The following is a 13,632-nucleotide window of genomic DNA, read 5'->3' as shown; positions in this document are numbered from 1 at the left end:
TGGTGCCGGGCCCTGGGAGAAGCCTCAAAGACAGGGCCCGGCGCAGGCCCAGCGAGGGGTGCGGGCCGCGGCGCTACGGGCGCCGGAGCGCGTCGGCGGCATCGGTGCCGCCGGCCAGCTCGCTCTCCAGGAGCTGCTTGCCCAGGAGCTGCGGGTCGGGCAGCTCCATGGGGTACTCGCCGTCGAAGCAGGCACGGCAGAGGTTGGGCTTCTGGATGGTCGTCGCCTCGATCATCGAGTCGAGCGAGATGTACGAGAGCGAGTCCGCGCCCAGCGACGTGGCGATCTCGTCGACCGTCATGCCGTTGGCGATCAGCTCGGCCCGGGTGGCGAAGTCGATGCCGAAGAAGCACGGCCACTTCACCGGCGGCGAGGAGATCCGGATGTGGACCTCGGCCGCGCCGGCCTCGCGGAGCATCTTGACCAGGGCGCGCTGCGTGTTGCCGCGGACGATCGAGTCGTCGACGACCACCAGGCGCTTGCCCCGGATGACTTCCTTGAGGGGATTGAGCTTCAGGCGGATGCCCAGCTGGCGGATCGTCTGCGAGGGCTGGATGAAGGTCCGGCCCACGTAGGCGTTCTTGACCAGGCCGGAGCCGTACGGGATCCCGCTGGCCTCGGCGTATCCGACGGCGGCGGGCGTGCCGGACTCCGGCGTCGCTATCACCAGGTCGGCGTCGACCGGGGCTTCCTTGGCCAGGCGCCGACCCATCTCGACACGCGAGAGGTAGACGTTCCGGCCGGCGATGTCGGTGTCCGGGCGCGCCAGGTAGACGTACTCGAAGACACAGCCCTTGGGCTTTGCTTCCGCGAACCGGGAGGTGCGCAGGCCGTTCTCGTCGATCGCGATGAGCTCGCCCGGCTCGACCTCGCGGACGAAGCTGGCGCCGCAGATGTCGAGGGCGGCGGTCTCACTGGCGACCACCCAGCCGCGTTCCAGGCGGCCGAGGACCAGCGGGCGGATGCCCTGCGGGTCACGGGCGGTGTAGAGGGTTCCCTCGTCCATGAACACGAGCGAGAACGCACCCTTGACCTGCGGGAGGACCTTGGCGGCCGACTCCTCGATGGTCAGGGGCTTGCCCTCGTCGTCCGTCTGGCCGGCCAGCAGGGCCGTGACCAGGTCGGTGTCGTTGGTGGCCGCCACCTGGGTGGCACGGCCGTCCTGACGGGGGAGGTCGGCGACCATCTCGGCAAGCTCGGCGGTGTTCACCAGGTTGCCGTTGTGACCCAGGGCGAGGGAGCCGTGGGCGGTCGCGCGGAAAGTGGGCTGCGCGTTCTCCCAGACGGAGGCTCCGGTGGTCGAGTAGCGGGCGTGACCGACCGCGATATGACCCTGGAGCGAGCCGAGAGAGGTTTCGTCGAAGACTTGGGAAACGAGGCCCATGTCCTTGAAGACGAGGATCTGGGAACCGTTGCTCACAGCGATTCCCGCGGACTCTTGTCCACGGTGCTGCAACGCATACAGTCCGAAGTAGGTGAGCTTGGCGACCTCTTCACCCGGAGCCCAGACACCGAAGACGCCGCAAGCGTCCTGGGGGCCCTTTTCGCCGGGGAGCAGGTCGTGGTTGAGTCGTCCATCACCACGAGGCACGCTTCCGAGTGTAGGCGAGATCGACCACTGGTCCGAATTGAGGACGCCCGGGAAATCTCACAGCACAGAGGGTGACGGTACGACCCTGTCTCGGTATTCGGATGTCTTTGTTGATATCTACGAAGGGGTGCGTACGGGCTCTCGCCCATGCAGCCTCTCGGTGACCGGTCCGTCACCCTCGTCGAGCGCCGCCACGTAGACCTGGTCCGTGTCGCGGGCGCCATCTGTCGCTGTTCTGCGTAGCCACAAGTCTTCGCCCTCCTTTCCTCTTTCGCTCCGCCCAGCCCCGCCCTGCCGTGCCGCGCGCCGTCCCGTGCCCGCCCGGGGCGGGGTGGCCGAGCTGCGCCTTGGAGCCCCTGTGTCTTCGTACAACAGCAAGCTGTCCCGTCGTGCGCTCGGAAGTGCCGTCGGAGTGACCGCGGCGGCTGCCGCGGCGGGGCCCGGGGCCGGCCCGGCAGCGGCCTCCGATACCGCTCAGGCCGGCCCGGGGAGCGTCCGTTCAGCGCCGCCCGCGGCCGGCGGCCTGGGAGAAGGTGGACGCGGGACTGCTGCCCTACCCGGGCTGACCCTTGCCGTGACCGGCCCGCGTCTGGACCCGGCTATTCGGCGGCGGAGGCCGCCTTGGCCGTCAGGCCCTTGCCGTCCGGGGCGGTGAGGGTCAGGGCCCGGTCCTGGATCTTCACGGTGAGCGGGCCGCTGCCGAACAGCTCGGTCAGCGTCCGCTCGACCTCGCCCACCGGGCCCTCGCAGGCCATCCGGGTCGAGGTGAGCGGCCCGAAGGTGACCGCGGAGCCCTCGACGGTGGCCTTGGCACTGAACCGGTTGCAGCCGAGGCTGCCGCTCACGGCGAAGTCCGGGGCGATGGTGAACCACGCCTTCCCGGCCGCCTCGGCGGGCAGGGAGGCCGCGGTCCCGCCGCTCACCAGGGACTCCACGGTCCACTGGGTCGTGGTGAGCGGGGCGTCCGGTGCCGCGGGCGTCGACGTCATGGCGATGGTGCTCCCGTCGGCGGTCTTCAGGGTGAGCCGGTCGGGTCCCCGGTCGATCGCCATCCTCCCGCGGAACAGTTTGGCGAAGGCGGTCTCGAAGTCCATGTCCGCGCAGGCCATGGTGGTCGTGGCGCCGGGCGTGACGGTCACCGCGGAGGGGCCGGCGAAGGCCACCACCGCGGTGAAGCCGTTGCAGCCGTAGTTGCCCTTGGCCTGGTTCCGGCTGATGTCGAGACGGGCGGACTCGGGCGCGTGCAGGGTGCGGCCGCCCGTGGTCAGGGACTCGACGGCCCAGGAACCCATGGGGTCGGGGAGCGTGGTGCTCCCGCCGTCCTCGTCCCGGCCGCAGCCGGCCAGGGCGAGCGCGAGTACGAGGGCCAGGCCCGCAGAGGTGTGGACGGGCCGGAAGGTACGCATGCCCCTGGGACGGACCGGGCGCCGGAGCGGTTCCACCATGACGGCCCTCCGCTCAGCTCATCACCGGCAGCAGCGCCGCCAGGTCGGCCCGCTCCCCGCTGGCCCTGACCTGCGCGTCCTCGACGGCCGTGGCCCAGTCCGTACGCCCGGTGGCCAGCCGGATCCAGGTCAGCGGGTCCGTCTCCACCACGTTCGGCGGGGTGCCGCGGGTGTGGCGGGGCCCCTCGATGCACTGGACCACCGCGAAGGGCGGGATCCGCACCTCCACCGAGCCGCCCGGGGCCTTGAGCGCGAGGGCGTCGGCGAGCAGCCGGGTGCAGGCGGCCAGGGCCTGCCGCTCGATCGGGATGTCCACCCCGGCGGCCCGGCCCAGGTCGTCGGTGTGCACCACCAGCTCCACGGTCCGGGTGACCAGGAAGTCGGCCAGGGTCATGTCCCCGATCCACAGGTCGAGCACCCGGCTTCCGGGGTTCGCGGCCAGCGCCTCGGCCATGCGGACGCCGGCGTGCTCGTACAGCCCGGGCAGCGGGCCCCCCTCGAGGGTCTCCTTGGCCGCCTCGGCGATCTTCCCGGCGAGGGAGGCGGTGGCGGAGGGCCATTCGACGGCCGTCAGCTCCGGCACGGCGGCCGGGGGCCGGGCCAGTCCGCTCGCGAGCGAGTCGGCGATCCACGCGATGTGCGCGGCCAGGTCGGCGACGGTCCAGTCGCCGAGCCCGGTGCCGCGCCCGAGCTGTTCGGGAGTCAGCTCCCGGACGGCTGCGGTGATGTGGCCGAACTGTGCGGTGACGGCTGCGCGGATCTTCGCGGCGTCGTACGTACGGGTACGGGTCCTCGATGCCATGCGGCGAGTCTGCCCGATCGACCCCTGCGGTGTCGGCCTCAGGCCCGCGGTCCCGCGTCGAACACCTCGCAGCCGGCCGGGACGCCGACGCCCCGCCGGGCTGCGGGAAGCGGGGCAGCGGGGCGGGTCAGGGCGTGGCCGCCGCGAACAGGACGAGCAGCGGTACGACCCGGCCGCCGGGAACCTCGTGCCGGCCCCGGCCGGTCGTGTGCAGCCAGCCTGCGGCGGTCAGCTGGCGCAGGTGGTGGTAGACCTGCCCGCTGGTGCCGACGCCGTCGAGCGCGGTGAGCTCGGCCGCGGTGCGCCGGCCGGCCAGGATCTCCCGGAGCAGCCGGATCCGTACGGGGCTGCCGAGCGCGGCGAGGGCGTCGGCGGTGCGCTGCCGGTCGGCGGCGGGGTCCTCGGCCCGGTCGCCGAGGAGCCCCCCGGTGGGGAAGGCCTGCTGCCATTCGTACTGCTCGCCGGCGGGGAGGCGGACCGCGCCGGTGAAGAGCACCCCGCCGTCGGGGGCGTCGAGTGCAGCGAGGCGCTGTTTCCATCCCTCCAGCGCCCAGAAGTCCCCTGCCGTCTCGGCGGGTTCGGGCTCAGGTTCGGGTTCGGGTTCGGGCCGGGCGCCCTGTGCTTCGAGGGCGTCGAGCCGGCGTTCCAGCTCCGCAACGCGCGTTTCAAGATCCACGAGAAGAACTTACGACATTACGTAATCACATACAAGAGGTGTGTGCAGGAGGTGCGGGAAAGGACCGAGCCCCCGCCCGGAAGGTCCGGACGGGGGCTCGGCGGGAAGCGCGGGATCAGACCAGCAGGGCCGGGATCGTCGCCTCGTGGGCGGTACGCAGCTCCTCGAGCGGAATCGTGAACTCGCCCTGGATCTCGATCTCCTCGCCGTCCACCACGCCGATGCGGGTGGCGGGCAGGCCCCGCGCACCGCACATGTCGGTGAAGCGGAGCTCCTCGCTGCGCGGGACGGCCACGATGGCCCGGCCCGCCGACTCGGAGAACAGGAAGGTGAACGCGTCCAGACCCTCGGGCACCACGACCCGCGCACCGTTGCCGCCGCGCAGGCAGGACTCGGTGAGCGCCTGGATCACGCCGCCGTCGGACAGGTCGTGCGCCGCGTCGACCATGCCGTCGCGGGACGCCGAGATCAGGATCTCGCCGAGCAGCTTCTCGCGGCCCAGGTCGACCTTGGGCGGCATGCCGCCGAGGTGGTCGTGCACGACCTGGGACCAGGCCGAGCCGCCGAACTCCTCGGCCGTGTCGCCCAGCAGGTACAGCAACTGGCCGGCCTCCGCGAACGCCATCGGCGTACGGCGGTTGACGTCGTCGATCACGCCGAGGACCGCCACGACCGGGGTCGGGTGGATCGCGACGTCACCGGTCTGGTTGTACAGCGAGACGTTGCCGCCGGTCACCGGGGTGCCCAGCTCCAGGCAGCCGTCCGCGAGACCGCGGGTGGCCTCGGCGAACTGCCACATGACGCCCGGGTCCTCGGGCGAGCCGAAGTTCAGGCAGTCGGAGATGGCGAGCGGCTTGGCGCCGGTCGCGGCGACGTTGCGGTACGCCTCCGCCAGCGCCAGCTGCGCGCCCGTGTACGGGTCGAGCTTGGCGAAGCGGCCGTTGCCGTCCGTCGCCATGGCCACGCCGAGGTTGGACTCCTCGTCGATGCGGACCATGCCGGCGTCCTCGGGCTGCGACAGGACGGTGTTGCCCTGAACGAAGCGGTCGTACTGGTCGGTGACCCAGGACTTCGAGGCCTGGTTCGGGGACGAGACCAGGGCCAGGACCTGCGCGCGGAGCTCTTGCGAGGTCTGCGGGCGGGGCAGCTTGCCCGCGTCGTCGGCCTGGAGGGCGTCCTGCCACTCGGGGCGTGCGTACGGGCGGTGGTAGACCGGGCCCTCGTGAGCGACGGTGCCCGGGGGCACGTCCACGATCTGCTCGCCGTGCCAGAAGATCTCCAGGCGCTCGCCGTCGGTCACCTCACCGATGACGGTGGCGATGACGTCCCACTTCTCGCAGATCTCCATGAAGCGGTCGACGTACTGCGGCTCGACGATCGCGCACATGCGTTCCTGCGACTCGCTCATGAGGATTTCCTCGGGCGAGAGCGTCGCGTCGCGCAGCGGGACGGTGTCCAGCTCGACGCGCATGCCGCCGGAACCGGCGGAGGCCAGCTCGGACGTGGCGCAGGAGAGCCCGGCGCCGCCGAGGTCCTGGATGCCCGCGACCAGCTTCTCCTTGAAGATCTCCAGGGTGCACTCGATGAGGAGCTTCTCCTGGAAGGGGTCGCCGACCTGGACGGCGGGGCGCTTGGTGGGCTTGGAGTCGTCGAAGGTCTCGGACGCGAGGACCGAGACGCCGCCGATGCCGTCGCCGCCGGTGCGGGCGCCGTAGAGGATGACCTTGTTGCCGGGGCCGGAGGCCTGGGCGAGGTGGATGTCCTCGTGCTTCATCACGCCGATGCAGCCGGCGTTGACCAGCGGGTTGCCCTGGTAGCAGGCGTCGAAGACGACCTCGCCGCCGATGTTGGGCAGGCCGAGGCAGTTGCCGTAGCCGCCGATGCCCGCGACCACGCCCGGCAGGACGCGCTTGGTGTCGGGGTGGTCGGCCGCGCCGAAGCGCAGCGGGTCGACGACCGCGACCGGGCGGGCGCCCATGGCGAGGATGTCGCGGACGATGCCGCCGATGCCGGTGGCCGCGCCCTGGTAGGGCTCGATGTACGACGGGTGGTTGTGCGACTCGACCTTGAAGGTGACCGCGTAGCCCTGGCCGACGTCGACGACGCCGGCGTTCTCGCCGATGCCGACGAGCATGGCGTCGTTCTGGGGGACCTTCTCACCGAACTGCTTCAGGTGGACCTTGCTGCTCTTGTACGAGCAGTGCTCGGACCACATGACCGAGTACATGGCGAGCTCGGCGCCCGTGGGGCGGCGGCCGAGGATCTCCCGGATGCGGGCGTACTCGTCCTCCTTGAGGCCGAGCTCCTTCCAGGGCTGCGCCGCGTCCGGTGTTTCGGTGGCGTTCTTGACCGTGTCGAGGCTCATGCGGAGACCAGCTTCTTCAGGACCGACGTGAAGAACGGGAGGCCGTCGGTGCGGCCCGTCCCGATCAGCGGCTCGACCGCGTGCTCGGGGTGCGGCATGAGGCCGACGACGTTGCCCGCGGCGTTGGTGATGCCGGCGATGTCGCGGAGCGACCCGTTCGGGTTCATGTCGACGTAGCGGAAGGCCACGCGGCCTTCGGCTTCCAGTTCGTCGAGCACGCGCTCGTCGGCGACGTACCGGCCGTCCACGTTCTTGAGCGGTACGGAGATCTCCTGGCCGGCGGTGTAGTCGCCGGTCCACGCGGTCTCCGCGTTCTCCACCCGCAGCTTCTGGTCGCGGCAGATGAAGTGCAGGTGGTTGTTCCGGAGCATCGCCCCCGGCAGCAGGTGGGCCTCGGTGAGGATCTGGAAGCCGTTGCAGATGCCCAGGACGGGCATGCCGCCCTTGGCCTGCTCGATGATGGTCTCCATCACCGGCGAGAACCGGGAGATGGCTCCGGCGCGCAGGTAGTCCCCGTAGGAGAAGCCGCCCGCGAGGACGACCGCGTCGACCTGGTGCAGGTCCTTGTCGCGGTGCCACAGCGAGACGGGCTCGGCCCCCGCGAGGCGGACGGCGCGCAGCGAGTCACGGTCGTCGAGCGTTCCGGGGAACGTGACGACTCCGATGCGAGTGGTCACCGTCAGGCCTCGACCTTCACGGTGAAGTCTTCGATGACGGTGTTGGCGAGGAACGTTTCGGCCATCTTGTGGATGCGGTCGAGGGCGGCCTGGTCGACCGGTCCCTCCACCTCGAGCTCGAAGCGCTTCCCCTGGCGGACGTCGGCGATGCCCTCGAATCCCAGGCGCGGCAGTGCACGCTGCACCGCCTGGCCCTGGGGGTCGAGGATCTCCGGCTTGAGCATGACGTCGACTACGACGCGTGCCACTGGCACTCCCGATGGGTGGTTGGTGCGAAGGCGGTTCCCTCAGCGTACCCGTCCGAAATTTCTACGCGGGTAGATATCCACGGACCGTGATCGTCCGCTCGTTTCGGCTTCACCAACGCTTCGCAAAATCCACCGGAAAACCACGCGCCCGGGATTGCGGCGGGACACGCGGAGACAATTAACTGGGCTTCGCATTGCAATGGGAATCGCGGTACAAAGGATTCCACCGGGTCGGTGGCATTTGTCGCTTCGCGACCCGGGGCGGAAAGTTGCATTGCTCCGAAACATCCACACAGGCGACATCACCGCACGTCCAACGGGTGGGTGGCGTCGCGCGAAGGGACCGATATCCGTGGCGCAGCGCGTAGTAGTCACGATCTCCGACGACATCGACGGCGGGGAAGCAGCGGAAACGGTCACGTTCGGCCTGGACGGTAAGTCGTACGAGATCGACCTCAATCTGGCCAACGCAAAGAAACTGCGGAAGAGCCTCGAGCCCTTCGTGGCCGCCGGCCGCCGGCAGGCCCGTTCCGGGAAGGCGTACAAGCACACCTCGCTGGCCCCGGACCCGGCGGTCGTGCGCGCCTGGGCCCGGTCCAACGCCCTCGACGTGCCGCCGCGCGGCCGCATCCCGAAGCGGGTCTACGCGGCGTACAACGAAGCCCACTGAGGGGCCGATTTGCCATCCACCCCCTCTGGTCCGCTAGTGTGTGGATCACGCCGAGGGGCCAGACCGCAGGTCAAAGCCCCGAAGGTCGTGCGGGTGTAGTTCAGTAGCAGAACACCCCCCTTCCAGGGGGGAGGCGCAGTGTGCAATCCCTGTCACCCGCTCTGCATGCTTTACCGACCACGGTTGTGGATCAGGTAGAGTGATGCACGCATCGCGCGGCATTCGTGCCGTCGCAAGCATGCGGACGTAGCTCAGTTGGTAGAGCACCACCTTGCCAAGGTGGATGTCGCGCGTTCGAGTCGCGTCGTCCGCTCAGAAGACAAAGGCCCTGATCATTGATCAGGGCCTTTGTCGTATGCATCGGCTTGTGCTGACAAATGTCATCGGGGGTGATGACGGCGCGCACTGGTGCCGCCCGCGGGCTGCCGCGAGGCTGGAGTCGTGCACGGCGGCGACCGCCGGAGGGTGATCGGGGGACTGGGACTGTGTCAAAGCTGACCGGGTGGTGGCGAAACCGCAGCAGTGCGGCGAAGGTCGAGCTCTACACCCGCTGCTCGTTCCACTTCTTCGTACTGATCGAGATCCTGTCGTTCGGGTCGCCCCTGGTCGGCTCGGCGGCGGTGAGGTCGTCCTCGCGTCCCGTGTCCGTCGTGTTCTTCCTGGCCCTGTGCGCGCACTCCGTGCTGGTCGGATTCCTCTCCTCCAGGGCGCTGGGCTGGCTGGTGGGGCGCCGGGGGCGTCCGGTGCGGCTCGCGGTGGCCACGGCGGTCCTGACGGCCGTCGCGTGCCTCGCCGCCCTCGTCCTGCGCAAGACCGGGCACATCGACGCGTCGGCGGCCCCGTCCCTGGTGATCGGCATGAGCTGCTTCGCCACGGGATCGGTGGTGCTGTGCCTGAAGAGGGTCCGGCGCATGTGGTGGGTGGCCCCGGCCGCGGCGGCCGGCTCGGCCGCCGCGACGGTCGCCCTCGGCCTGCCCCTGGGCGAGGTCATCGGCTACGCGGTCGGAGTGCTGCTGAGCGGCCTGTTCATGAGCCTGGCCTACGGGTTCTCCGGGTGGCTGCTGAACACCGTCTACGAGCTGGACCGGGCCCGGGAGCTCCAGGCGCAGCTCGCCGTCGCCGAGGAGCGGCTGCGCTTCGGGCGGGACCTGCACGACGTGATGGGCCGCAATCTGGCGGTGATCGCGCTCAAGAGCGAGCTGGCGGTCCAGCTGGCCCGGCGCGAACGCCCGGAGGCCGTGGACCAGATGATCGAGGTCCAGCGGATCGCCCGGGAATCGCAGCGCGAAGTACGGGACGTCGTACGCGGCTACCGCGAGGCGGATCTCACGGTGGAGTTGGAGGGCGCCCGCGGGGTGCTCAGCGCGGCCGGGATGAAATGCCGCGTCGAGGTCGAGGCCGGCCGCGAACTGCGCCCCGAGGTGCAGTCGGCGCTGGGCTGGGTGGTGCGGGAGGCGACCACGAACGTCCTGCGGCACGGGGACGCCCGCAGCTGTGTGATCCGGCTGACGGCACCCGACGGGGGCGCGCTGACGCTGGTGGTGGAGAACGACGGGGCCCCCGAGGCGCCGGCCGGACCGCCGGGCTCCGGGCTCGCCGGGCTGCGGGAGCGGCTCGCGGTGCTGGACGGCACCTTGGAGGCGGGCCCGGTCGGCGGCGGCCGGTTCCGGCTGCGGGCGCAGATCCCGGGCGGACAACTGCAAGGACTGGAGGTGCGGGCGTGAGCCCCGTACGCGTACTGCTGGCCGACGACGAGCACCTGATCCGCGGCGCGCTCGCCGCGCTGCTGGCCCTCGAGGACGATCTGCTGGTCGTCGCGCAGGCGGCCTCGGGGCCGGAGGCCCTCGCGATGGCGCGCGCCCACCGGCCGGACGTGGCGGTGCTGGACCTGCAGATGCCGGGGGCGGACGGTGTGAGCGTGGCCACATCGCTGCGGGCCGAACTCCCCGACTGCAAGACCATGATCGTGACGAGTCACGGGCGCCCCGGGCACCTGAAGCGGGCCCTCGCGGCAGGGGTGCGGGCCTTCGCGCCGAAGACGGTGTCGGCGCAGCGGCTGGCCGAGCTGATCCGGACCGTGCACGCCGGAGGGCGTTATGTGGACCCGGAGTTGGCGGCCGACGCGATCAGCGCGGGGGACTCGCCGCTGACCGCGCGCGAGGCCGAGGTGCTCGAGCTCGCGGGGGACGGGGCGCCGGTCGCGGAGATCGCGGAGCGGGCCTCGCTCTCGCAGGGGACCGTACGGAACTACCTGTCCTCGGCGGCCTCGAAGCTGGGTGCGGAGAACCGGCACACGGCAGTGCGTCTCGCACGCGAGCGAGGTTGGGTATAGTAGGTCTCGCGTTACGGCGCATGCGGACATAGCTCAGTTGGTAGAGCACCACCTTGCCAAGGTGGATGTCGCGCGTTCGAGTCGCGTTGTCCGCTCCATCGAAGAAGCCCCCGGTCCTCGGACCGGGGGCTTCTTCGTGTCTCAGGCCCAGGCGAGGCCGGTGAGCCGCTCGTACGCCTCGGTGTACTTGGCGCTGGTCTGCTCGACAACCTCCTGCGGGAGGGCCGGCGGCGGGAGTTCGCCCTTCCGGTCCCAGCCGGAGGCCGGGGAGGACAGCCAGTTGCGGACGAACTGCTTGTCGAACGAGGGCTGCGTACGGCCCGGCTGCCACTGGTCGGCCGGCCAGAAGCGGGAGGAGTCCGGGGTCAGCACCTCGTCGCCGGCGACGAGGGTGCCGTCCGCGTCGAAGCCGAACTCGAACTTGGTGTCGGCCAGGATGATCCCGCGCTCGCGCGCGATGTCCCGGGCCCGGCCGTACACGGCGAGGGTGGTCTGGCGCAGCAGCGCCGCCGTCTCGGCGCCGGTGGTGCGCGCGACCTCCTCGTACGTGACGTTCTCGTCGTGCTCGCCGACCGCGGCCTTGGCGGCCGGGGTGAAGATCGGGGCGGGCAGCTCGGAGCCGTCCACGAGCCCCTCGGGGAGGGCGAGTCCGCAGACCGTACGGGTCTGCTCGTACTCGGCGAGGCCGGAGCCGGTGAGGTAGCCGCGGGCCACGCACTCGACCGGGACCATCTCGAGGCTCTTGCAGATCAGGGTGCGGCCGGCCCAGTCGGCGGGAGCGCCGTCGGGCAGCTCGGTGCCGATCACGTGGTTCGGGACGAGGTCCCTGAGCTGATCGAACCACCAGAGGGAGAGCTGGGTCAGGACGCGGCCCTTGTCCGGGATCTCGGTGGGAAGCACCCAGTCGTACGCGGACATCCGGTCGCTGGCGACCATGACGAGGTTGCCGTCGCCGTCCCGGTAGAGGTCGCGCACCTTGCCGGTGTGGAGGTGGACGAGGCCGGGCACCTGAACCGGCTCGGGCTTTTCGACGAATCCGGACACGGGGTCTCCCTGTGGTTCTGTACGAGCGCAGCCCCATTCTCCCGTACGGGGGTCCGTGCGCAGCCCAGGGGGTGCCCGGCCGGGTTTCAGTCCCGCTTGCAGATCCGGTCGAGGAGGTTGGAGGTGGCCCGCTGGATCCGTTCGTCGACATGGCCGGGGCGGTCGAGGGCCGGGGACCAGGCGAAGGTGCCGGACGCGAAGACCAGTGCGCCGCTCGGGGCCCGGTACAGGGAGGTCTCCTGGTGGCGCTTGGCGCCCTCGCTGTCGAGGTACGGGGAGTGCGCGAGCAGGATCCGGTCCCGGTGCTCGGGGAGCTGGGTGCGCGGGAAGTACCGGTCGGCCTCGCCGGCGACCAGGCCGGGGAGCTCGTCGTTCTCGGCGGCGCCGGTGGAGTCCCAGAGCCAGTGCGTGGCATTGCGCACGATCAGGGGCGCGGGCTCGGGGACCCGCCCTGCGTACTGGATGCCGAGCAGCTGCTGCTCCGGGCGGTCGACCTCGCGCCAGAGGCCGGGGCGGCCGGGGCCGCGGCGTTTTCGGCAGGTGAGGAGCCGGTCCTCGACCCCGGAGGGGGAGGGGCCCAGCTCGACCTGCCAGTACATGGTGTTGGCGGAGAGGAAGACGAGCGAGGTGCCGTGGTCGCGGGCGCGCTCGACGGTGCGGCGCATGGGGCCCGACCAGTACTCGTCGTGGCCGGGGAAGACCAGGCCGCGGTAGCGGGCGGGGTCGACGCGGCCGGCGTGCAGATCGCGGGTGTCGGCGTAGGCGAGGTCGTAGCCGTAGCGCTCGGCCCAGCGGATGAAGTCGTAGGCGTGGCCCACGTGCAGGGGCAGGCCGGCGCCGGCGTAGGGCCGGTCGAAGGAGACGGTGACGGCCGCGTCCCGCTCGCCGAGCAGCCGGCCCTCGTCGTCCCAGGCGTGGTAGAGGCTCGCGCCGGTCCGCCCGTCCTCGGGGTAGAGGTTGTAGGCCTGCCAGGTGATGTCGGGCAGCAGCAGGAGCAGGTCCGCGGGGTGGTCGTCGCGGACGGTGAAGGGGATGTGGGACCGGTACCCGTCGGCGGTGGTGAGCACGGCGACGTACGCGCCGACGCTCCAGTAGCCGGGGACCTGGAGCCGCCAGGAGAGCCACCAGTGGTGGCAGGAGACGGTGCGGTCGGCGGTGAGGGGGGGCGGCTGGACGATGCCCGAGAGCCGGGGACTGGTAGTGATCTTGGAGGCGCCGTCGCCGCCGTAGTGGCCGATGCGGTAGACGTCGACGGAGAACTGCTGGGGCGGGTCCACGGTGATGTGGAAGTCGATGGCCTCGCCGGGCGCGACGGCCCCGGTGGAGGCGAACCCCTTGATCTGCCGGTGCACGTCGTCGGCGGTGCGCGGGCCGCCGTTGCTGCGGGCCCGGGGGTTCTGGCCGGAGGCCAGCGCCGGATCCACGTACCAGGGCACGACCTGCCCGGTGTCGTCGAAGTACAGCTCGCTGCCCCGGAACCACGGCAGCGGCCCCTGGCCGAAGGGATCGGTCACCGCGTGCGCGAGCGCCCCTGATTCCCATCGCCGGATCTGGTCGGCACCCATACCCGCTCCCCTCCCTCGCTCCCCCGAACGGTCCCTGCATCACGCCGACACGGCGCGGTTTCGGTACATCGAACTGCGACCGGTCCCAGCACATCACATAACGCACTCATTCCGTCACCGTTCGCCACATCCGGAGATGCGGAGTGCGGGGCGGCCGCTGATCCGGATACGGATACGGACGGCGGGGCGCGCCCGGCTCCGGGCCTGGGTCCGGGGC

At 71.0% G+C, this 13,632-nt stretch carries 13 protein-coding genes and 3 tRNA genes; 7 read left to right on the top strand and 9 right to left on the bottom strand.

Annotated elements, in window-relative coordinates:
- Positions 1–73: 73 nt before the first annotated feature.
- Positions 74–1,591 carry an amidophosphoribosyltransferase gene (gene purF, locus AB0I68_RS32025; RefSeq protein WP_363180876.1) on the bottom strand — a complete coding sequence of 506 codons (1,518 nt, stop codon included), beginning with the start codon at positions 1,589–1,591 and terminating at the stop codon, positions 74–76.
- Positions 1,592–1,738: 147 nt separating this feature from the next.
- On the opposite strand from purF, the gene AB0I68_RS32020 reads away from it, so the two are divergent.
- Positions 1,739–1,834, top strand: coding sequence for a putative leader peptide (locus tag AB0I68_RS32020; RefSeq protein ID WP_363180875.1), 96 nt, complete (start codon positions 1,739–1,741; stop codon positions 1,832–1,834).
- 356 nt (positions 1,835–2,190) lie between these two features.
- On the opposite strand, the gene AB0I68_RS32015 is transcribed toward AB0I68_RS32020, so the two are convergent.
- The 6 genes from AB0I68_RS32015 to purS form a co-directional block, all read right to left on the bottom strand.
- On the bottom strand, positions 2,191–3,036 hold the full coding sequence (locus AB0I68_RS32015) for an META domain-containing protein (protein ID WP_363180874.1): 846 nt from the start codon (positions 3,034–3,036) through the stop codon (positions 2,191–2,193).
- Positions 3,037–3,049: 13 nt separating this feature from the next.
- A complete protein-coding gene (locus AB0I68_RS32010) occupies positions 3,050–3,838 on the bottom strand; it encodes a sterol carrier family protein (RefSeq protein ID WP_363180872.1) in 789 nt (262 codons plus the stop codon).
- Between the two features lie 127 nt (positions 3,839–3,965).
- Positions 3,966–4,514, bottom strand: coding sequence for a winged helix-turn-helix domain-containing protein (locus tag AB0I68_RS32005; RefSeq protein ID WP_363180871.1), 549 nt, complete (start codon positions 4,512–4,514; stop codon positions 3,966–3,968).
- A gap of 115 nt (positions 4,515–4,629) precedes the next feature.
- On the bottom strand, positions 4,630–6,879 hold the full coding sequence (gene purL, locus AB0I68_RS32000; RefSeq protein ID WP_363180870.1) for a phosphoribosylformylglycinamidine synthase subunit PurL: 2,250 nt from the start codon (positions 6,877–6,879) through the stop codon (positions 4,630–4,632).
- On the bottom strand, positions 6,876–7,556 hold the full coding sequence (gene purQ, locus AB0I68_RS31995) for a phosphoribosylformylglycinamidine synthase subunit PurQ (RefSeq protein ID WP_363180869.1): 681 nt from the start codon (positions 7,554–7,556) through the stop codon (positions 6,876–6,878). The genes purL and purQ overlap by 4 nt, the downstream gene beginning before the upstream one ends.
- 2 nt (positions 7,557–7,558) lie before the next feature.
- Positions 7,559–7,810 carry a phosphoribosylformylglycinamidine synthase subunit PurS gene (gene purS, locus AB0I68_RS31990; protein WP_008740952.1) on the bottom strand — a complete coding sequence of 84 codons (252 nt, stop codon included), beginning with the start codon at positions 7,808–7,810 and terminating at the stop codon, positions 7,559–7,561.
- Positions 7,811–8,156: 346 nt separating this feature from the next.
- Here purS and AB0I68_RS31985 point away from each other — a divergent pair, with 346 nt between their 5' ends.
- From AB0I68_RS31985 to AB0I68_RS31960, 6 genes are all read left to right on the top strand, one after another.
- On the top strand, positions 8,157–8,474 hold the full coding sequence (locus AB0I68_RS31985; RefSeq protein WP_363180868.1) for an Lsr2 family protein: 318 nt from the start codon (positions 8,157–8,159) through the stop codon (positions 8,472–8,474).
- Between the two features lie 89 nt (positions 8,475–8,563).
- Positions 8,564–8,635 (top strand) — tRNA-Gly (locus AB0I68_RS31980).
- Positions 8,636–8,714: 79 nt separating this feature from the next.
- Positions 8,715–8,787: transfer RNA gene (locus tag AB0I68_RS31975), tRNA-Gly, on the top strand.
- Positions 8,788–8,959: 172 nt separating this feature from the next.
- A complete protein-coding gene (locus AB0I68_RS31970) occupies positions 8,960–10,198 on the top strand; it encodes a histidine kinase (protein ID WP_363180867.1) in 1,239 nt (412 codons plus the stop codon).
- A complete protein-coding gene (locus AB0I68_RS31965) occupies positions 10,195–10,806 on the top strand; it encodes a response regulator transcription factor (RefSeq protein ID WP_363180866.1) in 612 nt (203 codons plus the stop codon). The genes AB0I68_RS31970 and AB0I68_RS31965 overlap by 4 nt, the downstream gene beginning before the upstream one ends.
- 22 nt (positions 10,807–10,828) lie before the next feature.
- A tRNA-Gly gene (locus AB0I68_RS31960) sits at positions 10,829–10,904 on the top strand.
- 43 nt (positions 10,905–10,947) lie between these two features.
- Here the strand turns inward: AB0I68_RS31960 and AB0I68_RS31955 are convergent.
- Both AB0I68_RS31955 and AB0I68_RS31950 read right to left on the bottom strand, forming a co-directional pair.
- Positions 10,948–11,850, bottom strand: coding sequence for a phosphoribosylaminoimidazolesuccinocarboxamide synthase (locus AB0I68_RS31955; RefSeq protein ID WP_363180865.1), 903 nt, complete (start codon positions 11,848–11,850; stop codon positions 10,948–10,950).
- 86 nt (positions 11,851–11,936) lie between these two features.
- Positions 11,937–13,415 carry a N,N-dimethylformamidase beta subunit family domain-containing protein gene (locus AB0I68_RS31950; RefSeq protein WP_363180864.1) on the bottom strand — a complete coding sequence of 493 codons (1,479 nt, stop codon included), beginning with the start codon at positions 13,413–13,415 and terminating at the stop codon, positions 11,937–11,939.
- Positions 13,416–13,632 lie beyond the last annotated feature (217 nt).

The sequence above is a fragment of the Streptomyces sp. NPDC050448 genome (assembly GCF_040655295.1).
In the GTDB taxonomy this organism is placed as follows: domain Bacteria; phylum Actinomycetota; class Actinomycetes; order Streptomycetales; family Streptomycetaceae; genus Streptomyces.
This window is presented reverse-complemented; position numbering and strand designations above follow the sequence as displayed.